23 protein-coding genes are annotated in these 21,074 nt (G+C 65.8%); 12 read left to right on the forward strand and 11 right to left on the reverse strand.

The window, feature by feature from the left end; genetic code table 11:
* Positions 1-106: 106 nt before the first annotated feature.
* Entirely contained in the window at positions 107-916 is an 810-nt protein-coding gene (locus TX88_RS01725; protein ID WP_044514189.1) for a L,D-transpeptidase, read from the reverse strand.
* 192 nt (positions 917-1,108) lie between these two features.
* Here TX88_RS01725 and TX88_RS33700 point away from each other — a divergent pair, with 192 nt between their 5' ends.
* The 8 genes from TX88_RS33700 to TX88_RS01760 all read left to right on the forward strand — a co-directional run bounded on the left by TX88_RS33700 (position 1,109) and on the right by TX88_RS01760 (position 7,662).
* On the forward strand, positions 1,109-1,672 hold the full coding sequence (locus TX88_RS33700) for a hypothetical protein (RefSeq protein WP_162563060.1): 564 nt from the start codon (positions 1,109-1,111) through the stop codon (positions 1,670-1,672).
* Positions 1,673-1,721: 49 nt separating this feature from the next.
* On the forward strand, positions 1,722-3,185 hold the full coding sequence (locus tag TX88_RS01730; RefSeq protein ID WP_049924812.1) for a sensor histidine kinase: 1,464 nt from the start codon (positions 1,722-1,724) through the stop codon (positions 3,183-3,185).
* Entirely contained in the window at positions 3,182-3,637 is a 456-nt protein-coding gene (locus tag TX88_RS01735; RefSeq protein WP_210742437.1) for a roadblock/LC7 domain-containing protein, read from the forward strand. The genes TX88_RS01730 and TX88_RS01735 overlap by 4 nt, the downstream gene beginning before the upstream one ends.
* Positions 3,634-4,011 carry a DUF742 domain-containing protein gene (locus TX88_RS01740; protein ID WP_110917870.1) on the forward strand — a complete coding sequence of 126 codons (378 nt, stop codon included), beginning with the start codon at positions 3,634-3,636 and terminating at the stop codon, positions 4,009-4,011. The genes TX88_RS01735 and TX88_RS01740 overlap by 4 nt, the downstream gene beginning before the upstream one ends.
* Positions 3,992-4,576: a GTP-binding protein gene (locus tag TX88_RS01745; RefSeq protein ID WP_044514192.1), complete on the forward strand. Its 585-nt coding sequence runs from the start codon at positions 3,992-3,994 to the stop codon at positions 4,574-4,576. Before TX88_RS01740 ends, TX88_RS01745 begins: the two co-directional genes overlap by 20 nt.
* A gap of 40 nt (positions 4,577-4,616) precedes the next feature.
* Positions 4,617-5,402 (forward strand): MHYT domain-containing protein, encoded by a 786-nt coding sequence (locus tag TX88_RS01750; protein WP_044514194.1) that lies wholly within the window; start codon positions 4,617-4,619, stop codon positions 5,400-5,402.
* A 98-nt stretch (positions 5,403-5,500) separates the two neighbouring features.
* A complete protein-coding gene (locus TX88_RS01755; protein ID WP_244438317.1) occupies positions 5,501-7,033 on the forward strand; it encodes an LVIVD repeat-containing protein in 1,533 nt (510 codons plus the stop codon).
* Positions 7,030-7,662, forward strand: coding sequence for a DUF305 domain-containing protein (locus TX88_RS01760; RefSeq protein ID WP_044514197.1), 633 nt, complete (start codon positions 7,030-7,032; stop codon positions 7,660-7,662). The genes TX88_RS01755 and TX88_RS01760 overlap by 4 nt, the downstream gene beginning before the upstream one ends.
* A 10-nt stretch (positions 7,663-7,672) precedes the next feature.
* Here the strand turns inward: TX88_RS01760 and TX88_RS01765 are convergent, their stop codons facing one another.
* From TX88_RS01765 to TX88_RS01775, 3 genes are read right to left on the reverse strand one after another with little or no spacing between them, the layout of a single operon-like run.
* On the reverse strand, positions 7,673-8,158 hold the full coding sequence (locus TX88_RS01765; protein WP_044514199.1) for an SRPBCC family protein: 486 nt from the start codon (positions 8,156-8,158) through the stop codon (positions 7,673-7,675).
* A gap of 3 nt (positions 8,159-8,161) precedes the next feature.
* Positions 8,162-8,500: an ArsR/SmtB family transcription factor gene (locus TX88_RS01770; RefSeq protein WP_044519001.1), complete on the reverse strand. Its 339-nt coding sequence runs from the start codon at positions 8,498-8,500 to the stop codon at positions 8,162-8,164.
* 40 nt (positions 8,501-8,540) lie between these two features.
* Positions 8,541-8,981 carry a hypothetical protein gene (locus tag TX88_RS01775; protein ID WP_044514201.1) on the reverse strand — a complete coding sequence of 147 codons (441 nt, stop codon included), beginning with the start codon at positions 8,979-8,981 and terminating at the stop codon, positions 8,541-8,543.
* Positions 8,982-9,139: 158 nt separating this feature from the next.
* Here TX88_RS01775 and TX88_RS01780 point away from each other — a divergent pair, with 158 nt between their 5' ends.
* Complete coding sequence (locus TX88_RS01780) at positions 9,140-10,960, forward strand: hypothetical protein (protein WP_044514203.1); 1,821 nt, start codon at positions 9,140-9,142, stop codon at positions 10,958-10,960.
* On the opposite strand, the gene TX88_RS01785 is transcribed toward TX88_RS01780, so the two are convergent.
* Positions 10,957-11,373 carry a nuclear transport factor 2 family protein gene (locus TX88_RS01785; RefSeq protein WP_044514205.1) on the reverse strand — a complete coding sequence of 139 codons (417 nt, stop codon included), beginning with the start codon at positions 11,371-11,373 and terminating at the stop codon, positions 10,957-10,959. The two genes, TX88_RS01780 and TX88_RS01785, sit on opposite strands and share 4 nt — an antisense overlap.
* A gap of 103 nt (positions 11,374-11,476) precedes the next feature.
* On the opposite strand from TX88_RS01785, the gene TX88_RS01790 reads away from it, so the two are divergent.
* The gene (locus TX88_RS01790) at positions 11,477-12,052 is read left to right on the forward strand and encodes a PadR family transcriptional regulator (RefSeq protein ID WP_044514207.1); all 576 of its coding nucleotides are present in this window, start codon (positions 11,477-11,479) and stop codon (positions 12,050-12,052) included.
* Here the strand turns inward: TX88_RS01790 and TX88_RS01795 are convergent.
* Positions 12,009-13,226 (reverse strand): serpin family protein, encoded by a 1,218-nt coding sequence (locus TX88_RS01795; protein ID WP_044514208.1) that lies wholly within the window; start codon positions 13,224-13,226, stop codon positions 12,009-12,011. The two genes, TX88_RS01790 and TX88_RS01795, sit on opposite strands and share 44 nt — an antisense overlap.
* 111 nt (positions 13,227-13,337) lie before the next feature.
* On the opposite strand from TX88_RS01795, the gene TX88_RS01800 reads away from it, so the two are divergent.
* Positions 13,338-14,009 carry an alpha/beta fold hydrolase gene (locus TX88_RS01800; RefSeq protein WP_244438318.1) on the forward strand — a complete coding sequence of 224 codons (672 nt, stop codon included), beginning with the start codon at positions 13,338-13,340 and terminating at the stop codon, positions 14,007-14,009.
* Between the two features lie 131 nt (positions 14,010-14,140).
* Positions 14,141-15,163, forward strand: coding sequence for a fused (3R)-hydroxyacyl-ACP dehydratase subunits HadA/HadB (locus tag TX88_RS01805; protein ID WP_044514211.1), 1,023 nt, complete (start codon positions 14,141-14,143; stop codon positions 15,161-15,163).
* Positions 15,164-15,178: 15 nt separating this feature from the next.
* Here TX88_RS01805 and TX88_RS01810 read toward each other — a convergent pair whose 3' ends face one another.
* From TX88_RS01810 to TX88_RS01830, 5 genes are all read right to left on the reverse strand, one after another.
* Positions 15,179-18,076 carry an MMPL/RND family transporter gene (locus TX88_RS01810; RefSeq protein WP_044514213.1) on the reverse strand — a complete coding sequence of 966 codons (2,898 nt, stop codon included), beginning with the start codon at positions 18,074-18,076 and terminating at the stop codon, positions 15,179-15,181.
* Positions 18,073-18,498: an MmpS family transport accessory protein gene (locus TX88_RS01815; protein WP_044514215.1), complete on the reverse strand. Its 426-nt coding sequence runs from the start codon at positions 18,496-18,498 to the stop codon at positions 18,073-18,075. The genes TX88_RS01810 and TX88_RS01815 overlap by 4 nt, the downstream gene beginning before the upstream one ends.
* A 234-nt stretch (positions 18,499-18,732) precedes the next feature.
* Positions 18,733-19,389, reverse strand: coding sequence for a maleylpyruvate isomerase family mycothiol-dependent enzyme (locus TX88_RS01820; RefSeq protein WP_044514216.1), 657 nt, complete (start codon positions 19,387-19,389; stop codon positions 18,733-18,735).
* A 13-nt stretch (positions 19,390-19,402) separates the two neighbouring features.
* Positions 19,403-20,161 (reverse strand): SCO6745 family protein, encoded by a 759-nt coding sequence (locus TX88_RS01825; protein ID WP_209446945.1) that lies wholly within the window; start codon positions 20,159-20,161, stop codon positions 19,403-19,405.
* Between the two features lie 11 nt (positions 20,162-20,172).
* Positions 20,173-21,003 (reverse strand): DUF1906 domain-containing protein, encoded by an 831-nt coding sequence (locus TX88_RS01830; RefSeq protein WP_409365839.1) that lies wholly within the window; start codon positions 21,001-21,003, stop codon positions 20,173-20,175.
* Positions 21,004-21,074: the final 71 nt, after the last annotated feature.

The raw sequence follows: 21,074 nt of genomic DNA on the forward strand, positions 1-21,074 counted from the left end.
GCGGCGGATCACTGACTGATGGTGACTGCAATCCGCCGCGCTGAGTGAGACAGGCCGAGGGTTACCCGCGCTGAGCGCTGGTTCGACTGGCCTGCAGCAGGATTCGCTACTCCTGCACGATCACCGGATCGCCGATGTTGACCGTGTTGAAGTACCACTCGGCGGCCGCCGGGACCAGGCTGATGCAACCGTGGCTGGTGTTGTCCAGTCCCATCGACGGGACAGCCCACGGCGCCGAATGCACGAACAGTCCGCGGTGGGTGAAGCGAACCGCATAGTCCACATCGAGGAGATAGCCGTCAGGGGCGTCGACGGGAATGCCGACGCTGCTCGAATCCATCTTCACCGTGCGGTCTTTCCCCAGCACGGTGTAGGTACCGACCGGGGTCGGGTATTCCGGACGCCCCATGGAGGCCAGCAGCACACCCGGTTCGCCGGCATGCGGCAGATGATGCGGCGCCGGCAGAGCGATCGGCGGGTCTTCACCCAACCCGTCGATGGTCACGGTGAAGGTGTGGTCGGATATGTCGGCGACACCGATAACGGCTGGGCCGGTTTGGAATTCCGTCCGCAAACCGCCGACCGACAGCATCATCGTGCTGTGCGCCGGCCAGAACTCGGCGGGAGTCCAGGACACGGTGTTTGCGTCCAGCCACTCGTAGGTACCCGTGCGGGCCGGCGTCGACTTCATCCCGAGGGCGCGTTCGACGACAGACCGGTTCGAGACCGGATTCTTGAACGTCACCACGACCGGATGGCCCACACCGACGACGGCACCTTCGGCGGGCGCGATCGATTCGATCGTCGACGTCAACGGCATGCTTACCGCCGCCGTGTCGACGCTATTCGCACCGCCGGAGAAGTAGGTCATGGCAACCACGACCACTACGAGAACACCCTGAACAACCGCGCGCATCAATTCGATCCCTCTGCGATGCCCCCATGATCTTGAACGATGTCATGGTATTGGTCCGCAGCGGCCCGAATGTGTAGTCACACGTAGACAATTCGGTCAAGCGTTCGTCACGTTTCGGCTACGGCGCCCGGCCGTCGCACGTTCTGAACGCTCAGATCTCCCGAAGCGTCAGTCCGCGACGGCCTCGCCGCGGTGGACGCCCTCGCGGCCCAGCGGGCGTTGACGACACAGCGGGTATTGATCGCCGCACCGGACTTCGCCGATTCGGACGAACTGCGCACCGAGACGGCCGACGCCGCGGGTGCGGAGGCGGCCGCCATCGATCGGCTCAACCGGCTGACGCCCACGGACGAAGTCGCGGCCCTGTCCAAGGAATCCGACGTTCGACGCGACAGCTACACACAACCGTCCGGCGACAGCGTGCAAACGCCCGCGTTCACCAACGCGATGCGCACCAGCGTCGAGCAGTACCGCGCCATGACACAGCGCCTGTCCTCCGACCTCGACGGCACGCTGCACCACCGGGCCAACGCATTGCGGTCCGATGCCCTGCGCGACACCGCGATCATCCTCGGCGCCGTGCTGGCCGCCCTCGTCTTCGCACTCGCGGTCGGCCGCTCGCTCATCCGCTCGATCGGCCGGCTGCGCCAGGGGGCGCTGCAGGTCGCGCAGGTCGAGCTGCCCGAGGAGATCGAACGCCTCAGCAAGGGCGGCGGCATGTCCGGAGATCCACACGCTGCCGTTCCGTACCAATGAAGAGGTCGGGCAGCTCGCCCGCGCAATCGACGACATCCACTCCCAGGCCGTGCGCCTGGCCAGTGAGCACGGTGTCCGTCTGCAGATCGGCGACATGTTCGAAACCCTGTCCCGCCGGAGCCGCTCACTCGTCGAAGAGCAGCTGACACTCATCGAGACGCTCGAGCTGGACGAGGAAGATCCGGTCCGGCTCGATCACCTCTTCCGCCTCGACCACCTCGCGACGCGCATGCGCCGCAACGGCGACAACCTCCTGGTCCTCGCCGACACCGTGGAACGCCACCGGGCGTCGGCACCCGTCGCACTGCCCGACATGCTGCGTGCCGCGATGTCCGAGGTCGAGGAGTACCGCCGGGTCCAGGTCGGACACATGGCCGACGTCTCGATCGCCGGCTCGGCCGCAAGCGATATCGGCCACCTGATCGCCGAGCTCCTCGACAACGCCCTCCGCTACTCGCCGCCGGACTCGCCGGTGATGGTGACGGTCGGCCGCGCGGTCGACGCCGGCCTGCTGGTCGAGGTTGCCGACCGGGGACTCGGCATGTCCAAGGAAGACTTGACCGCCGCGAACGAGCGGCTCGCGCTCGGCGGCGAGGTGACCTCCGAAACCGCCAAGCGGATGGGCCTTTTCGTGGTCGGCCGGTTGGCGCGACGCCACGAGGCCACGGTGCGGCTGCGTACCACCTCGGCGCTGACCGAACGGCCCGGCGTGACGGCGAGCGTGCACCTTCCTGGCACGCTGGTCTCGCCCATCGGCATGGGTGAAACGCTCGATGATCTGCGGACCGGTTCGTTTTCCGAATCACGACCGCGAGCCGCCGCAGCCGGCCGGGGTGCGGGCACCGACGCAGGTCTCGCGGCGCTCCCCGAGACGACCGGCTCGCAGACAACGTCGCTGCCGGAGCGCGGATCGGACGGCCCAGCGAAGGCGACCGCCAACGGACTGCCGAAACGATCGCCCGGCGCCAGCGGTGTCAACGGACATCCGGCGACGATCCCGGCTCCCGCCCCGGCCGCAGTCCCCGAGGAACCCGAACCTCAGCAGCGAGGAAATCCGCTTTCCTATTTCACCTCGGGCAATTCCGGCCCGGGCAATGCGAATCCGCCGAGCCCGGAACCCGTACCGGCCAAGGAATCCAGTTGGGTGGATATCGAGACGGAGAGTTTGGAGAGCGCGCCCATCTTCGAGCGGATGGCCTCGGAGTGGCTGATGGACCCGACGACGCCGGAATCCCGCAACCGCGTCTGGGCCAGCGCCGCCGACGCCGGCTGGGCTGCCGCCGCAAAGGCCGTCGAACAGGAACCCAAGCGGCACACCGCATCCGGCTTGCCGATTCGCGAACGCGGAGCGCGCTTGGTGCCGGATGAGGCAAGATCGGAAACCCAGGCCAGGCCCGACGGCGGGAACGATCCCGCGGCGATCCGAGACATCCTCAGCCGACAGTTGGCGGGCGTACGCAGGGGCCGGGCAGAAACCGACGCAGCACAAAGCCGAATCGAAGGAGATCGATGAACACCGGCACGCAACCACATGACCGGTCCGCGGGCTCTGCTGCAACGCCGTCAGGGAAGTCCGGCACCCTCGACTGGTTCGTGTCCAACTTCGTGCGTGACGTACCGGGTGTGTCACACGCGATTCTGGTGTCGGCCGATGGTCTGCTGATGGCTGCGAACTCCCACCTCCCGGCCGATCGTGCCGAGCAATTGGCAGCTGTCACATCCGGATTGGCGAGTTTGTCGGCCGGTGCGGCCCGGCTGTTCGAGGCCGGGAACGTGCGCCAGTCGATCGTCGAGATGGACGACGGGTTCCTGCTGTTGATGGGCGTCGGCAACGGCTCGTATCTCGCCACCCTGGCGTCGATCTCGTGCGACATCGGACAGGTCGGATACGAGATGGCGCTGCTCGTCGACCGGGTCGGCAAGACCGTCGAGGCGGCGCCGCGCGCCACACATGGGGCTCGATGACCCTGAGTATGGACAGACCTGAGCAGAAACAGTCCGCCAGTCGCGCGCGGCCGTACACCCTGACCGGCGGACGAACCCGCGCCCGGGTGGAGGTGCCGATCGAGGCTCCCGTGGAGGCCCTGCTGTCATCCGGTGAGCTCGACTGCGCGCCAGGCGACATCCCCGCCGTCATCGTCCGACTGTGCGGCAGCCGACCGTCCATCGCCGAGATCTCGGCGTATGCCGGTCTGCCCATCGGGGTGACCCGGGTGCTGGTGAGCGACCTGGTGGACAGCGGCCACCTCCGTGTTCACGCCACATTGACCGACCGCTCGACCGTTGCAGAACGGCGCCTACTGATCGAAAGGACCCTCAGTGGATTACGCGCACTCTGACTCCGGCCCCACGGTGTCGTCGACGAAGATCGTGATTGCCGGCGGCTTCGGCGTCGGCAAGACCACGTTCGTCGGCGCCGTGTCGGAGATCGTGCCGTTGCGCACCGAGGCTCTCGTCACGAACGCGTCGCAGGGTCATGACGACCTGGAGGCGATCCCCGGCAAGGAGACCACAACGGTCGCCATGGATTTCGGCCGTATCACGATCGCGGACGACCTCGTGCTGTACCTGTTCGGGACGCCCGGGCAACGGCGGTTCTGGTTCATGTGGGACGACCTGGTCCACGGCGCGATCGGCGCGGTGGTGCTCGTCGACACCCGCAGGCTCGAGGACAGCTTCGCGGCCGTCGACTTCTTCGAGGCCCGCAGCCTGCCGTTCCTGATCGCCGTCAACGAGTTCGACGACTCCCCGACCTACAGCATCGAAGAGCTGCGCGAGGCGATGTCGGTGTCCCCCAATGTCCCGATCATCAATGTCGATGCACGGGACCGTGATTCGGCGAAGAACGCGTTGATCGCCATCACCTCGTTCGCGCTGGAACGTCTTCCGTCGACAGCCTTCTAGATCCACCGCCCGTCAGTCTCACAGTCTCGAGGATCCCGTCATGAACCACCAAGTACATCACTTCGACATGGGCCTCTGGCTGCTGTTCCTGGCGTACATCGTCTCGGTGACCGGCTCGGTCGTCGGCCTGGCCTGCACCCGTTGCGGCGCCACCGCGACGAGCGGACGCGACCGGCTCCGCTGGCTGCTCATGGCCTCGATCGCCATCGGCGGCGTCGGCATCTGGCTCATGCACTTCATCGCGATGCTCGGCTTCGCGATCCCCAGCAGCATGGTGCGGTACAACCTCGGCTGGACGGTCGCATCGGCCGTGATCGCGATCGCCGCGGTGTTCGTCGGGCTGATCACCATCGGCCGGGACTTCGATCTGCGCCGACTGCTGGCCGGCGGCGTGATCACCGGTCTGGCGGTCGCGGTGATGCACTACACCGGCATGTGGGCGGTCCAGATGCAGGGCACGATGACCTATGACACCACTCTCGTCGTGCTGTCCTTCGTGATCGCCGTGGTCGCGGCGACCGCGGCGCTGTGGTTCACGCTCGTCCTCGAATCACGCGGACTGCGTTTCGTCGCCGGCCTGGTGATGGGCGTGGCGGTCGTCGGCATGCATTACACCGGCATGGCCGCGGTGCGGGTGAATGTCGATCACACGATGCCGGTTCCCGCTGGGCCAGAAGTGTTCTCGTTCCTGTTCCCGGTCTTCGTGATCGGCCTGCTCGCACTCGTCGTCCCGATCACCGCCGTGATGCTGGCACCCGATCGCGACGCCGAGGAGGCCTCGGCCGAGTCACGCCCCGTGGCGGCGACGGCCGGGCGGCACCGGTAGGCCGCGTCCGCGGGCGCAACCCCGCCGCCTGATCGGAAACTGTCAGAATCTGACAGTTTTTGTCCGCAACGACTCTCCGCAATGCCATGATGCGATCGATGCTGGACAACCTCCTCCGCGCGGTATGCGTCGCGCTTCTCGTGGCCATCGCCGGATTGGGTCCATCCGCGGCGGCCCACGCCGGGCTTCCCCCGGGATACGACACGCGTTTCGACATCTGGCCGACCGCCGTCGACAAAGCGCAATGTCGGCAGGACGACCGGGTCGAGACCGGATTGCAGGGCGAGGTGCCGGTCGCAGACCGGGAGTCGCACCGCAGTGCCCTCGGCTACAACTGCAACATCGACCTGGTCGGCCAGTACCAGGGCACCGGCGCCGGCATCACGAGTGCTTCGTACAAGAACTGCACCTACGTCGGGTCTACCTGGCCGTACACCAACGGCGTCCAGGTGATCGACGCATCCGATCCTGCCCACCCCGTCCAGGCCGATCTGCTCACCGAGCCGGCCATGGTCGGCGGAACCTGGGAGTCCCTGAAGGTGCACGCGGGCCGGGGGTTGCTGGTCGGAACCGGTGTTCCCCTGTTGTTCGGGGGCGGCTACATCTCCATCTATGACATCTCACAGGACTGCCGGCACCCCCGGCTGCTCAACCAGGGCGCCGGTTCCCTTCCTGGCGTGCGGATCCCAATGTTGACCCATGAGGGCAGCTTCTCCCCCGACGGCAATACCTACTGGGCCGGGGGCATCATCTGGAACAGCGCAGTGGACATCACGGATCCGACCGCTCCGCATGTGGTGTGGAGCGCACCGGTCGGCTGGGCCTCGCACGGCATGGGTTTCGCACCAGACGGCCGAACCATGTACATGTCGCAGTTCAGCGGATTGACGGTGCTCGATACCTCGGCTGTACAGGACCGGGTTGCGCCCGATTTCACCATGCACCAGCTGCTTCCGGCCTACAGCCACAAGGCCTGGGTGGACGGGCAGGAAGCCCAGCACAGCGTCTACGTCACCTACCGAGGCGTACCGCACATCTTCACCATCGACGAACTCGGTTCCGGAGGCGTCAAACTGTTCGACGTCTCCGACCCCACAGACCTCAAGCTGCGCAACATCATCAAACTCGAGATCAATCTGCCCGAGCACATGGACAACTGGACGAGCAGCGGCGGGTTCAACGGCGTCTTCGCCTACGACTCGCACTACTGCTCGGTGGACCGGCAAGACGATCCGATGGCGCTGGCCTGCGGGTGGATACAGTCGGGTATCCGGATCTTCGACATCCGCGACCCCGAACACATCAAGGAACTCGCCTACTTCAATCCGCCGGCGCAGTCCGACAAGAAGTACGAAGACCTGCCCAATTCGATTCACGTCTACAATCTTTCGGTTCTTGCCACCCCGCCGCTGACCGGAATATTCGGGGTGGGACGAGCCGCTCTCGACGGGAAGATCCAGCTGTCCGACATCGTGCTGGGCAACCGTCCTGACTGGGGCCAGCCGGCCGATTTCTCCGCGGACTGGTGCATGTCACCGCCGGAGTTCCGGGGAAACCTGCTCTACGTGACGTGTTCGGACAACGGATTCATGACCCTGAAGCTGGACCCGACCGTCTACCCGCCACGATGAGCGCTTCCATACCCGCCCGAATCTTCGGCGCCACCGTCGTCATCGCCGCCGCCGCGTTCCTCGGCGCATTCGCCGAATCCCACCGGCAGGGCAGCGCGCCGCCACTGATGTCTGAGGCCGACGTGAGCTTTGCGCAGATGATGATGACCCACCATCAGCAGGCGATCACCATCTGCGACCTGCTCAGTGCGGACGCCGCCCCCGAAATACGCACGCTCGCAGACCAAATCAGACTTCAGCAGCAGGCAGAGGTCGGCACCATGGTCGGGTGGTTGCAGCTGGCGGATCAGCCCCTCAACCCCACGGTGCCAGCGCCGGCCAACGGGCACGGCATGTCCCATCACGATGACGCCGGACAGCACACAGGCATGCAGATGGGCATGGCGTCCCCCGACGAACTGGGCCGCCTCAAGCACGCGACCGGCCGCGCCAACGAAGCCTTGTTTCTCCAGTTGATGACCCGCCACCACCAGGGCGGCGCCGAGATGGCCTTCGACGAAACCCGCGATGGCTCCAACGAAGCGGTCCGGCGAACAGCCCTGGCCATGGTCAACGAGCAGACGCAGGAGATCCAGCTCATGGAACACCTGATGAAATCGCGGGACGCCTCACCACTGCCCTATCCGTGAAGCGGAAGCGTCACCCCCGGATCAGTTCGTCGATCTGGTTGATCGCCGACGAAGCACCCTCGACCACGCCCATGTCCAACACCTGCTGAAGCGCATCGGCGGACTCGTAGGTGCTCACGTAGATCGCCCGCGTGCCACCGTTGTGTTCGGCGAAGGTGTAGACGTTCTTGGATACCGGCATCTCCGGATTCGGGTTGAAGTCCTGATCGGCGAACCCGTCGTCGAACGAGAAGCTCGTCGGCTCGTCGACGGCCGTGACCGCCCAGTACCCCGCGTGCTTGTCGCCTTCCGGGCCGGTCATGAAGTAGGTGACGCGGCCACCGGGAGTGAGGCTGTGGTCGACCACGGTCGCCGGGTATGTCGGTGGCCCCCAAACCTTTTCCAGCTGACGCGGGTCGGCGTAGACCTGCCAGATGCGCTGCACCGGCGCCGCGAATTCGGCGGTGATCGTCAGCGTCAGATTGTCGAGGTCGTGTTGGACGTCGGTAACGGGCATGGTTCAGTCCTCCATGGGATCGGATGCGATCAGTTCATCGATGCGTGCGATGCGGCCACGCCAAACCTGTTCCAGCTCAGTCAACATGGACGCCACCGACCGCACCGCCTCCACGTCACCACTGGCCAGCTGCTCACGACCGTTGCGTCGCTTGGTGATCAGCCCGGCCTTCTCCAGCACGGCGACGTGTTTCTGCACTGCGGCGAAGCTCATGTCGTACTTCGCCGCGAGCACCGAGACCGAGTGCTCCCCGGCCAGGACCCGGCGCATGATGTCTCGCCTGGTCCGGTCGGCAAGCGCGTGGAACAGGGCGTCGGCCTTGTCCTCGTCGCTCTCGGTCACCACAACAACATACAACCATTTGGTTGTATGTTGTCAAGCGTCAGCCCCAGTAGGAGAAGCTGCACACGGGCTTGACTTCCGTCTTGAACGACACGAGCTTGTCGCCGTCCATCGTGATCGTGCAGGTCAGGGCGGTGTTGCCGGCGTCAGCGGCGACCTCCGATTCGAGTTCGTCGTAGACCGGGTACTGCTTCTCCCATGGCAGCACCACATTCGTCTCGGTCTGCTCCGCACCGCCATTGATCCGGTAGCGGATGGTCACCGGGGCACTGCCTCCGATCACCTTCATGACCGCCGTGCCCACGGGCGCACCGGTCAGCTCGGGCGCCTTGGAAGACTCGGCGGCCTTCGGGGACTCGGACACCGTGGCGCTCGTCGTCTTCGCCACGGGTGTTCCCGTCGTCGTGGTGCATCCCGCGGCCGCCGCGGCGGCAAGCACAACACTGATACCCAGCCCGGAAAAGCCTCTGAACCGACGCATACCTGAGACTACGACGACGGCCTGCCACATTGGCCGCCAAAACGAAGACTGGCATCACACGTTGTCATATATTGGGCCGGCGTGTGTTCGCGGCGGCTGGCATTCCCGTCACCGGCAGATCCGGACACCATCGCGGAATGTCAAGGGGGACATCGGTAATGGTGAACAGTTCGTGCTGCCCGGAGAACGCCAGACGCGTACCGCTGCGGTATGGCCTGTCGATCATGGCCGTCGGTGTCGGCATCGGCATCGCGGGCGCGAGCGGGCAGCCGGTGGCATGGGCGACCCCGGGGTCCACCGGTTCATCCGGCTCATCGGCCTCATCGGGCCAGTCGTCGAACCACTCGGGTGCGGCAACCGGGCGCGGGCCCAAGAAGCCGGCCGACCGGCGCGGCACACGCCCGAACCGGCCATCGGCGTCCGCGAAGACTCACGGCCCCGAAACCGGCACCACAGCCCCCGACGCGACGGCGCCGAACGACGACAACTCCCCCGCCGAGCAGCCGAATTCGACAGCGCTGCAGCAAGAGTCGATCGCCGATGTCGTTCGCGAGAAGCTGGGCTCCATCACGCCCTCCGGCACGGCCAAGGCCGACGGCACGCGTCTGGCCAAGTCCGACTTCTCGCCCCGCGCGACCGCGAGGCGCCTGGCGGCGATCGCTTCGCCGGCAGCCGTCGATCGCGAGGAGATCCGCTCCGCGACAGCACCGGAACCCAAGGCAGCACTGCCGGAAATCACGGCGGTCATCCAAGCCGCTCCGAAGGCAGCCGCGAACGCGATCCCCTTGACCGCGAAGGTCGCCGCGGTTACCACCACGACCAAGACGACTCCGAACCCTCCGGAGCCGCTCTCGCCGATCGCCAAGATCGCCGAGCTGCCCGGGCGCATCGTCAACACGGTGCTGCAGGTGCTGGACATCACCGTGTCCGCCAACGGTCCGAAGAGCCCGATCAATTTCGCACCGATCAACGACGCCCTCTTCGCGGCGTTCCGTGAGATCGAAGGCCAGCTGGGGCTGACCAAAACGCCTGCCGTGCAACCGGTACCGCCGACGATGACGTACAACGGGCCCACCACCGGCAAGACTCCGACGGTCTCGCAGTTCCTCAACGCCGCGACGGCCGCATACGTGTGGGGCGGCACCCGGGGCGACCTGAAACCGTTCGTGGTCAACGGCAAGCAGATGGAATCCACCAATGTGCTGACCGGCATGTCCGGCAAGGCGTGGGTGACGCCGGAAGGCCAGATCATCATCGCGTACCAGGGCACGACGGGTGGTACGAACCTGCTGCACAACCCGCTGATCGCGATCTCCCAGGTGATCGCGGACACCCAGGTGATCTTTACCGACACACCGCCCCAGGCTTTCTACGACGCAGTGGACTTCCAGCAGGAGGTGGAGGCCGCCGCCATCGCGCAGGGCTACCGCAAGGAAGACATCTTTGTCACCGGCCACTCACTCGGCGGATGGGAAGCCGCCTACGTGGCACAGCAGACGGGCGTGGGGGGAATCGGTTTCGAGAGCCCCGGGCTCAACACCACGGTGCCGGGCAACGGCGCCGACTCCGGATTCGTCAACGTCCTGACCTACGGCGACACCGCGGCCTACTTCTCCACGGACCTGCCGGGACTGCAGCCGTTCATGCCCGAGTACGTGCCCGGCGGAGGCAGCAAGCCGCACTACGGTGCGATCGTGATGATCGGCAACCCGGACGCCGCCATCCCGCTGATGAACTCGGCAGCGCTGTTGAGCACCGGACCGATCGGAGGCGCCATCTTCGTCGTCGACATCCTGGTCAACTTCCTGCAGTACCACCTGCCCGGCGTCCAGGCCTACCACCTGGGCGTCACCCCGGACCCCGGGGTGGTGCCGTGGCTGGGAACCGCGTCGGGTCCGGTCAACGCCGACTACGCCGACATGACGATCCCGGAACTGCAGAAGGCGGCGTCGGACGCGGGCACGCTGATCAAGCCCTAGGCCTGAGCGGACTCTCGCTGAATCTGTTCTGCGGCTTCTTGTTTGATCCGCTCGAACTGTGCGGCCATGGCCTCGGAAAGCGCGGTCGCACCCGACAGCGGCCTGACCATCACCATGAAGTCGTCGATCTTGCCGTCGGCATCGTGATGCAGGAAGTCGCATCCGGTGATCTTCTTGCCGTCCACCGTGGCCTCGAAGACGAGCGCATGGTCCTGCCCCGACGCGTCGGCGATCTCCCGGACGTATCGGAAGTCCTCGAAGACCCGCATGACGGCGCGCAGGATCGCTGCCGTGATGGGCTTGCCCGGATACGGCTTGAACGCCACCGGGCTGGTGAACACCACGTCGTCGGCCAACAGGGCCTCGATCGCGACCTCGTCGCGGGCCTCGACTGCCTTCCTGAACGGATGCATATGCCACCTCCACTACCCGATTCGTCAACTAGCGGCGATGCTAGGCGCGACCCCTTTCAATAGTCAACATTTTGAATAATCACTTCGCTGCTAACATCTGCTCATGGCGTTACGCGACGCAGTCCTGGCCGCGCTCCTCGACGGCGAGGCATCGGGCTACGACCTGGCGAAAGGGTTCGACGCGTCGGTCGCCAATTTCTGGATGGCCACGCCCCAACAGCTCTACCGCGAACTGGATCGCATGGCCTCCGAGGGACTCATCGCCGCGCGGCTCGTCGAACAGGACCGGCGGCCGAACAAGCGCCTCTACTCCCTGACCGAACAAGGCAGACAAGCCCTGCTCGAGTTCACCGAGGCGCCGCCGAAGCCCGGCGCGATCCGCGAAGATCTCCTCGTTCAGGTCCAGGCTGTGGATTCCGGCAACATCGACGCGGTTCGCGACGCGCTGACCGAACGCAGGCAATGGGCCACCGCCAAGCTCGCGCGCTACCGCCGCATGCAGGACCACCTGCTGGCCGGGCGCACCGAAGCCGCCTACCTGGCCGAGTCCGAGCGCATCGGTCCGTATCTCACGCTGCTGCGCGGAATCCGGTTCGAAGAGGAGAACATCGACTGGGCCGCCCGGGCACTGGCCGTCATCGAACAGCGGCTGGGCGCGGCGGGCCGGCGTCTTCGATGACCGTCTCCTGTGGCTCGGTGACCCACGCGCTGAATATCGGCACTCCGCGCCACGGCTCCGGCCCGTCGTAGCGGCCCGCACAGGCCAGGACCGCGAACGGGCGGTTGAAGCGGATGTCGATCCGGCGGACGAGCACCTCATGGAACCGGGGCACCGCCCCGGCGACCATGCCGATCGCGGTCACCGCGGCCGCCTTGAACCCCTCTCGCGTATAGGACGCGACGGCCGACTGCCTGGCGCTGAGTTCCACCGGCAGATCCTCTGCCCTCGCGAAGCGAGTGATCGTCTCGAACACCGGGGCCACCCCGGGTGCGTTGTCGAGATCGTGGTCGCTGGTCGCCGACCAGGCCGGCAGGTAACTGCGCCACTCGGCGTGTACACCCGGGCCACCGACCCGGCGTTCCCGTCGCTCGGTCACGGTCCACGCGTGCCCGTCGGTCAACTCTTCGATCGGGACCCGGCGGGCGGCGCGGTCATCATCGCGCAGCATCGCGGCCACCTGATGTGCCGCGGCGTCGACATCGTGGGGCGCTACGCCAGGCTCCGCGATGACGGTGAAGACGTCGAGCGCCGACGACGACGGCGGTGCGGCCACCGCGACCAGACCGGCGGCATCGGTGTCGACCACCAGATGGATTCCGTCCCGGAACGTCAACGCCGTGCGTATCTGTTCGCCGAACGACCCGCCCAGTTCGTTCGTGGTGCCGAGCGGTTCCTCCCAGCTGATATCGGTCGCGAGGGCGGATGCGAGCACCAGCCTGGTCAATTCATCGAGCTGGAGCGGGAAGCGTTCGATCAACCCGTTCGTCCGCGACCGAGCCCAGGCATCGGCCTGTGCCTGATCCGGGACCGGTCCCCGCTCCACCACGTCGGGCAGGGTCTGCGCCCATTCGTCGAACGCCGGCCCCAGCCTGCGGTCCCACACCGCGGCGAGTGCCGACACCGCCGGGTGCGGGTCGCGCAGCAGGGCCCCGGCCCGCGCAGCAGCGTCGTCGACCGTCGTGCCGAGGACCGCTTCGAGACAGCGGCGGGGCTCTCCCGCGGTCGCCGGCCCCACCAGCGCCAACAGCAGCCACAGGCCCAGCGGCGAGGCCACTGTGTGCTTGTCGAGCACTGACCGATTGAACTGGGCCGCGTAGGCAGACACGATCTCGGGGTTGTTGAGGCCGGGCATGGCCGCACCATATCTGCTGATCGCGACCGGCAATCGGGTACTTGATTACTCGCGACGACCCGGGCCAGAGGTGCCACGATTCAGCGGAGCCGGAGCTGAAGGAGGCCCGCGATGTCACTGCCCGCGCTGGTTCTCGTGCACGGCGGCGGCCTCGCCGCTGATTCGTGGGACCTCACCATCGAACAGATCGAGCGGTTGGCGCCCGAGCTCACGGTCCTCGCGATCGACCTGCCCGGGCGACGGAACAAGCCGGGTGATCTGCGGACCGCGACGATTGCCGACTTCGTGGATTCGGTCATCGCAGACATCGACGACGCAGACGTAGGCGACATCGTCATCGTGGCCCATTCGTTCGCAGGACTGACGGTGCCCGGAGTGGTCGCCAAACTTGGTCGGTCGCGGGTCCGCGAGATGGTCATGGCGGCGGCATTCGTGCCGCCGGAAGGCGCCACCATGATCGACACCGTCCCGTTCAAGAGGGTCGCCCGTCGGGGAGTGAGGCGGAACCGTCCCAGCGTGACACCGAAGTGGCTGGTGCGATTCGCGTATCTGAACGGGGTGCCGCGCGCCCGTCGACGGTTCATGGCGGGCAAACTTCACTCGGAATCGATTGCCGTCATGGCGGAGAAAGTGTCCCGGCGCGGAATGCCGGTCGATATCCCGCGCACCTGGATCTTCACCCTGCGCGATCGCGCGCTGAGACCGAAACTGCAACGCGCACCTACATCGGGGCACTCGGTGGGGTGCACACCCTCATCGAGATGGACACCTGCCACTGCCTGATGGTGAGTGAGCCCGAGCGGCTGGCCCGGATTCTCGTCGAGCGCTGCCGGTTGTACGCGTAATGGCTGTCAGACGTTAGTGTGCTTTCGTCGGCTTCAGCGAACGGGCCGATAGAAAAGTTGAGCAAATTCATGACCGCAGCACCAGAAGCATCGGCGCTCGAAGCCCGCGTCGGCCACTACTACGAGGCAGATGGCCTCTACCTGGTCGGCCGCGAGAAGGTCCGCGAGTACGCCCGTGCCGTGCAGGACTACAACCCCGCACACTGGGACGTCGACGCCGCCGCGAAGCTGGGCTACTCAGGCCTGGTCGCGCCGCTGACCTTCACCTCGACCCCGGCCATGGCCTGCAACCGGCGCATGTTCGAGTCGATCGTCGTCGGTTATGACACTTACCTGCAGACCGAAGAGGTCTTCGAGCAGCACCGCCCGATCGTGGCCGGCGACGAACTGCACGTCGACGTCGAGCTGACGGCGGTCCGCCGGATCGCCGGTCGGGACATGATCACCGTCACCAACACCTTCACGGACCGGGCCGGCGAGCGTGTGCACACCCTGCACACCACCGTCGTCGGCGTCACCGCCGAAGATCTCAATCCGGAGATCAAGACCGCCGTCCAGCGGGCGATGATGCACGACGTCGACATCTTCGGCATCGGAGACGACGAGTACGAGAAGACCGTCCGCCCCGAGGGCGAGATCCGGATCGCCGAGGACACCACCCGGACGCCGGGCACCCCGTCGTTCGATGACCTGAAGGTCGGCGACGAGATCGGCGTGCACCACACCCGGCTGTCCCGCGGCGACCTCGTGAACTACGCCGGCGTGGCCGGCGATGCCAACCCGATCCACTGGGACGAGGACATCGCCAAGCTGGCCGGCCTGCCCGACGTGATCGCGCACGGAATGCTCACCATGGGCCTGGGTGCCGGATTCGTCTCCACCTGGTCGGGCGATCCGGGGGCCGTCACCCGCTACGCGGTGCGGCTGTCGCAGCCCGCGATCGTGTCGGCCAAGGAAGGCGCTGACATCGAGTTCAGCGGCAAGATCAAGTCGCTGGACCCGGAGACCCGCACCGGTGTCGTCATCGTCGCGGCCAAGGCCGACGGCAAGAAGATCTTCGGCCTGGCGACGATGAACATCCGCTTCAGCTGACCCGCTGAAGCCGGCTCACGACGCCACCTCGGCCGGATCGCGCTGGATCGGCTTTGGCCATGGCGAGCGGGGCGGGCGGGGACGCACCCGCTGGGGCCACCAGAACCACCGCCCGAGCAGGGTGGCGATCGACGGTGTCATCAGCGCCCGGATAACGAACGTGTCGAACAGCAAGCCGAGGCCGATTGTCGTACCGACCTGGCCGATGACGATCAATTTGCTCACCGCCATCGACGCCATCGTGAACGCGAACACCAGACCCGCCGCGGTGACCACGGGGCCGCTGCCGCCCATGGCGCGAATGGTGCCGGTCTTCAGCCCGGCGTGGATTTCCTCTTTCATTCTCGACACCAGCAGCAGGTTGTAGTCCGCCCCGACGGCCACCAGCACGATGACCGACATCGGCAGCACCATCCAGTGCAACGGGATGCCGACGAGATGCTGCCAGAGCACCACCGACAGGCCGAAGGCGGTGGCCAGGCTGACCACGACCGTGCCGACGATGACGGCGGCGGCCACCAGGGCCCGGGTCAGGATCATCATGATGATCAGGATCAACATGAGCGCGGCCGTTGCCGCGATGAGCAGGTCGTAGTTGGCGCCCTGCTGCATGTCCTTGAACATGGCAGCGGTACCGCCGAGGTAGACCGACGATCCCTCCCACGGTGTTCCCTTGATCGCTGCCGCCGCAGCTGTTTTCAGCGCCTCAGAACGCGCGGTGCCTTCCGGGGTCAGCGGATCGCCTTCGTGAACGATGGTGAACCGCACGGCCTTCCCGTCTGGCGACATCATCAGTTTCATGCCCCGTTGGAAGTCGTCGGTTTCGAACGCTTCCGGAGGAATGTAGAACGAGTCGTCGTTCTGGGCTTTGTCGAACGCCTCACCCATCGCGGTGCTGTCCTGCTGCTGGGCCATGGTCTGGTCCTGCTGGGTCTTCTGAACCTGATACTGATTGAGCATCATCTGTTTCTGGTTCTTCATCGACTGGATCATCGACGGCATCAATGCGACCAACTGCGGCATCAGGGCGTCCAGGCGCTCCAGGTCGGGTACGAGATCCTGAATGTCGTCAGACAACGTGTTGATTCCGTCGAGAGTGTCGAATATCGACCGCAGCGCCCAACACGCGGGGATGTCGAAACAGTGTGGCTCCCAATAGAAGTAGTTTCGGAGCGGCCGGAAGAAGTCATCGAAGTCGGCAATGTGGTCGCGAACCTCATTGGTATCCGTCGACGTCTTCTTCGTCTTCTGCACCATGCTGTGGGTGACCGCAGCCATCTGCTGGGTGATGGACTGCATCTTCTCCATGGTGTCGATGGAGGTCTGCATCTCGCCGGCCTGGGCCAGGATGTTGGCGATGACGCCCTGCTGGTAGTCGTTGCCCATGATCTGGCCGGTACCGCTCTGGCTCAGCGTGTACGGGATCGTCGAGTGTTCGATCGGCTTGCCATCGGGTCGGGTGATGGTCTGAACCTGGGCGATACCGGGCACCTGCGCCAGCGCCTTCGCGATCTTGTTGATCACCAGGAAGTCGGCCGGATTCCGCAAATCGTGGTCGGTCTCGATCATCATCACGTCCGGATTCATCCTGGCCTCGGAGAAATGCCGGGTCGCCGCCGCGTATCCGACATTGGCCGACACATCGGGGGGCAGATATCTGCGATCGTTGTAGATGGTGTGGTAGCCGGGCAGCGCGAGCAGGCCGATCAGGCACGCCGAGACCGCGACCACCAGCAGCGGGCCGGGCCAGCGGACGGCCAGGGTACCGACCCGGCGCCACCCTCTGGCTTTCGACTTCCCCCTGGGCTCCAGGAACCGGCCCCAGCGACTGGCTATCGATATGAGCGCGGTTCCCAACGTCAGGGCCGTCGCGACCACGAACACCATGCCGACGGCCAAGGGGAAGCCCATCGTCTGGAAATACGGCAACCGGGTGAAGTGCAAGCAGAAGGTGGCGCCCGCGATGGTCAGGCCGGAGGCCAGCACAACGTGGGCTGTCCCGTGAAACATGGTGTAGTACGCCGATTCTCGATCCTCGCCGGCCCTGCGCGCCTCGTGATATCGACCGACCAGGAAGATCCCGTAGTCGGTGACCGCGGCGATGGCCAAGGTCACCACCATGTTGGTCGCGAAGGTGGTCAGGCCAAAGACGTTGTAGTAGCCCAGAAATGCGACCAGCCCGCTGGCACCCGTCAGTCCGGCGATGAGCAGCACGCACAGCAGGAGCGTTGTGGTCACGGATCGGTAAATCACCAACAGCATGACGACGATGACCCCGAAGGTGACCAACTCGATCATCCGCATGCTCTCGTCGCCGATCCTGTTCTGATCGGAACTCGTCGCCGCGGCACCTGTCACGTATGCCTTGACCCCCGGTGGCGCCGGGCTGTTCTCGGCAATCTGACGAACGGCATCCACCGACTCGTTGGCCAATGCCTCGCCTTGATCGCCGGCGAGATACACCTGGACATAAGCGGCCTTGCCGTCGACGCTCTGGGCTCCCGCGGCAGTGAACGAGTCACCCCACAGGTCCTGCACGTGCTCCACATGTTTGGTGTCGGCGCGCAGGTCGCGGATCATCTGGTCATAGAAGGCGTGCGCCTCGGCGCCCAACTTGTCCTGGCCCTCGATCACGATCATTACCGAGCTGCTGCTGCTGTACTCCTCGAATTTTGTGCCGATGCGCTTGATGGCGATCATCGATGGAGCATCGTTGGGGCTCATCGACACCGAGCGCATCTTGCCTACAGCCTCAAGTTGCGGCACAACGGTGTTGAGTATCGCGATCATGGCGATCCAGATCACGACGATCGGGACAGCGAAGATCCGGATGAACCGGGGGATCGCCGGGCGCGACCGGTGGGGAGGCGCCGGAACGGGAGCGGTCGGGGCGTCGTCCACCGGCGCGCTCATGCTGCCTTCACCAAGCAGAAGGTTTGTGCATTGGCGCCGGTACTGGTGCGTTCGTCCTTGACGACGTCATCAACAGTGATCCGGCAACCGATGCTCTGGCCGTCGGTCTGGGCCAGGACGTTCGGAGACGACGAGGGCGCCGTGGTCGTCAACGTCAAGGTCCATGGCAGCGGAACGGTTCCGGTGCGCTGCGGAATGCCGTCGAGGTCCTTGTAATTGATCACGGCCGTGGAGCCCGAGCCGAACACCTCATAGGTGACGACCTTGGGATTGAACTTCTCCGCGGTGTCCGCGCCGATCGGTGTCACCAGCACCGGATGGGCACCGAAGATGGTCCGCAGGTGCGACACCGTGAGCACACCCACTGTCAGGGCGACCATGATGGCGATCGGTAGCCAGACCTTCCGGAATACTTTTGTCATCGCCGCTGCCTCCCGAAGTTGACGAATGCAACCTTCGGCCACCCGATGACCCCGCCCTTTTCCCAAGGCCATCGAACACGTGACCGCGGCACACGTGTCGGAAACCTATTGGCAGCTGTCATCGTCCAGGCCCTTCGACGTTCCGAATGGCCACAGGATTTGGTGGTCGTGGTCAGCTTAAGGAGCAAACCTCTGCTGCCGGATGAAAACGCAACGAAATGCGTGGTAGAGAGCTCAATCCAATTGGTGCAGGCGCGAGCGCAGCACGGGAATTCCCGGGCCCGCAAGACTGTCGAATGCGACGGTACGTCCGCACACCGCCAGCATCAGCGCGACGCCCGGTCCGGCAACGGCCCGGCCGTCACCCCATGTCCGCCCGGTGTCCGCGTCGTGCAATGCGATACCGCGCAGGCGACGATGCGGGAAGAATCCGAGCTGCGTTCGGCTGGTGAGGAAATCGAGCACCCGCGCGACATGCCGCGGATCCGGGTGGTGCGGAAGTCCCAGTGGTATCCGCATGTCGGCACCATGTACCAACACGTCGGTCAGGCCTGACAGCGGACCGGTGACGGGCGGGCTGAGGCGATGGTCGGCTCGCCTGCGTAGCGTCTCGGCGATCTCGGCTGCGGACGCTTGCGCCCGGCGACGGGCCAGCGCGTCGATCCCACGGTCGATGCTGCCGTGGCGGACACCGCTGGCCAGAAAGCCCCAGAACCCATCGGTGAAATCGCTGACCAGATGTGCCGCAACGGTTTTGACGTCCCATCCGGCGCACAGGCTCGGCGTGGCCAACTGGTCCGCATCGAGCCCTTCCACCAGGGTGGCGATCGACCGCCGCTCGTCGGCAACCGCCGCGAACACCCGCTCGCGTTCCGCCGGGCTCAGCCGCATCGGACCGCCCCGCTCAGCGCGGGACGTTCGCCTTCAACGACTCCAGTGCCTCTGTGCTCAACTTGGCCAGCTCCTCGGCCTCGGCCGGATCGAGAGCGGCCGCGAAGATCTCCGCCATTCGCCGGTTGGTCGCCTGCTCGATCTCGGTGTAGCGGTCCTTCTTGTCCGCGCCGTCGGCGAACGGCTCGGGCCAACCGAACATCGTGGTGTACTGCGGCCCCTTGTTGAGCATGTGCGCCTCCACCGGGGCGATCCCGGAGATCGTCAGCGCATTGAAATGCACCCCGGCGCGCAGCTCGCGGAGCACGAACATCACCTGCAACGCGCGGGCGGCCGCATCGTCGGCCAACGGCATCGCACGCCAGCCGGCGAACAACGGCAGGCCCGCGATCGGCGTCGCGGCGATGAGCTTCTCCCCCAGCGCGGCGATCCGGTCCAGACCCGCCGCACCCGAGAGGTACTTGCGCCCGAACTCGGCCGCCTGCTCCCAATACTGTTGCGCCGCACCGGCAGCACCGCGCACCGCGACGCCCTCGTCCCACATCGCCGCGAGCCCGTTGGGTTCGAACACCGCGAAGACGGCACTGACGGTGGCGCCAGAGGCCTCACCGAGCACTCCGCCACGGCCGGCGACATAGCCGGCCAACGGGTTCTCATACCCGGCGGCGACGCTGGCACCGAAGTTCTCCGGGTGCAGCATGAAGACCGCGACGGCCTGCTCCATCGCCGTTCCCGTGGTTGCGGCAGCGTCCAGCATGTCGGTGTTGCTCATGAGGGTGACTCCTATCTGGCGAGATCCCATTGGCCGTAATCGGCTGCGAGAACGTCGTTCACGTCAACATGGATGCCGTCGATCACGAAGCCCGGATCGGACGCGGTGACGACCTCCCTCTGGAACAGTACGGCGGCCGGTTCACGCTCCCCCCGCGACCATGCCTTGGTCTGCCACGCCCACCGATGACCCGGGCTGGTCGATGCGCCGACGACACCGTCGGCGATGGCCCAACCGCATTGGTTACGGCCGCCGTAGATTCCGGTGCGGCCCACCCCCAGCACCGAGTTGATTCCCCGGAACCATTGGACTGCAGAACTTTTCCACGTCTTGGCATCGATGTCCTCATCGACGCTGAAGAAGATCGGCGCCCCGGCCGCGGTGTGCAGGCTCAGCGCCGTCTGGGCGTCGGCCACACCCCCGTCGTAGCCGCGGGTGAAGTCCGACGGCGTCGGCCACCCGGGTTTGCCGAACTGGTAGCAGCTGACGACCTGCAGACCTGCCGATCGGAGCCGGTCGGCGTAGTCACGGGTCACGGGCTTGAAATCGAACGTGGCCCCCGGGCGCAATTCGGAAACGTAGACCAGTGCCCCACCGAAGCCCGCGGACTTGATCTGGTCGGGCTGGACCAGCCGGTCGGCGAAATCGACGAGTTGCAGTCCGTCGGCGGACGCCGTCTGGGTGCCGACCGACGCGGCCAGCGCGCCTGGAACCGCCAAAGCCGGGGCAAACAGCGCTGCATACCTGAGGACTTCACGCCGCGAAGCGGATCGCGTCACGGACCGAAGCGTATCCGCGGATCTGGCGCAACTCCACCCCCGCCTGATATCGGAAGTATCCATCGTCCAACGCCTACCAGCGGAATCCGCCGGATCCGCCGGGCACCGAACTTTGCCCAGGGAAACGGTTACAT

The sequence above is a fragment of the Mycolicibacterium septicum DSM 44393 genome, assembly GCF_000455325.1.
In the GTDB taxonomy this organism is placed as follows: Bacteria; Actinomycetota; Actinomycetes; order Mycobacteriales; family Mycobacteriaceae; genus Mycobacterium; species Mycobacterium septicum.

Bases quoted from the DNA above. Each gene is read 5' to 3' on its own strand.
- TX88_RS01725 (WP_044514189.1), bottom strand. From the start codon at position 916: ATGCGCGCGGTTGTTCAGGGTGTTCTCGTAGTGGTCGTGGTTGCCATG.
- TX88_RS01735 (WP_210742437.1), top strand. From the start codon at position 3,182: ATGAACACCGGCACGCAACCACATGACCGGTCCGCGGGCTCTGCTGCA.
- TX88_RS01740 (WP_110917870.1), top strand. From the start codon at position 3,634: ATGACCCTGAGTATGGACAGACCTGAGCAGAAACAGTCCGCCAGTCGC.
- TX88_RS01750 (WP_044514194.1), top strand. From the start codon at position 4,617: ATGAACCACCAAGTACATCACTTCGACATGGGCCTCTGGCTGCTGTTC.
- TX88_RS01755 (WP_244438317.1), top strand. From the start codon at position 5,501: ATGCTGGACAACCTCCTCCGCGCGGTATGCGTCGCGCTTCTCGTGGCC.
- TX88_RS01760 (WP_044514197.1), top strand. From the start codon at position 7,030: ATGAGCGCTTCCATACCCGCCCGAATCTTCGGCGCCACCGTCGTCATC.
- TX88_RS01765 (WP_044514199.1), bottom strand. From the start codon at position 8,158: ATGCCCGTTACCGACGTCCAACACGACCTCGACAATCTGACGCTGACG.
- TX88_RS01775 (WP_044514201.1), bottom strand. From the start codon at position 8,981: ATGCGTCGGTTCAGAGGCTTTTCCGGGCTGGGTATCAGTGTTGTGCTT.
- TX88_RS01780 (WP_044514203.1), top strand. From the start codon at position 9,140: ATGGTGAACAGTTCGTGCTGCCCGGAGAACGCCAGACGCGTACCGCTG.
- TX88_RS01785 (WP_044514205.1), bottom strand. From the start codon at position 11,373: ATGCATCCGTTCAGGAAGGCAGTCGAGGCCCGCGACGAGGTCGCGATC.
- TX88_RS01790 (WP_044514207.1), top strand. From the start codon at position 11,477: ATGGCGTTACGCGACGCAGTCCTGGCCGCGCTCCTCGACGGCGAGGCA.
- TX88_RS01795 (WP_044514208.1), bottom strand. From the start codon at position 13,226: ATGCCCGGCCTCAACAACCCCGAGATCGTGTCTGCCTACGCGGCCCAG.
- TX88_RS01800 (WP_244438318.1), top strand. From the start codon at position 13,338: ATGTCACTGCCCGCGCTGGTTCTCGTGCACGGCGGCGGCCTCGCCGCT.
- TX88_RS01805 (WP_044514211.1), top strand. From the start codon at position 14,141: ATGACCGCAGCACCAGAAGCATCGGCGCTCGAAGCCCGCGTCGGCCAC.
- TX88_RS01810 (WP_044514213.1), bottom strand. From the start codon at position 18,076: ATGAGCGCGCCGGTGGACGACGCCCCGACCGCTCCCGTTCCGGCGCCT.
- TX88_RS01815 (WP_044514215.1), bottom strand. From the start codon at position 18,498: ATGACAAAAGTATTCCGGAAGGTCTGGCTACCGATCGCCATCATGGTC.
- TX88_RS01820 (WP_044514216.1), bottom strand. From the start codon at position 19,389: ATGCGGCTGAGCCCGGCGGAACGCGAGCGGGTGTTCGCGGCGGTTGCC.
- TX88_RS01825 (WP_209446945.1), bottom strand. From the start codon at position 20,161: ATGAGCAACACCGACATGCTGGACGCTGCCGCAACCACGGGAACGGCG.
- TX88_RS01830 (WP_409365839.1), bottom strand. From the start codon at position 21,003: ATGGATACTTCCGATATCAGGCGGGGGTGGAGTTGCGCCAGATCCGCG.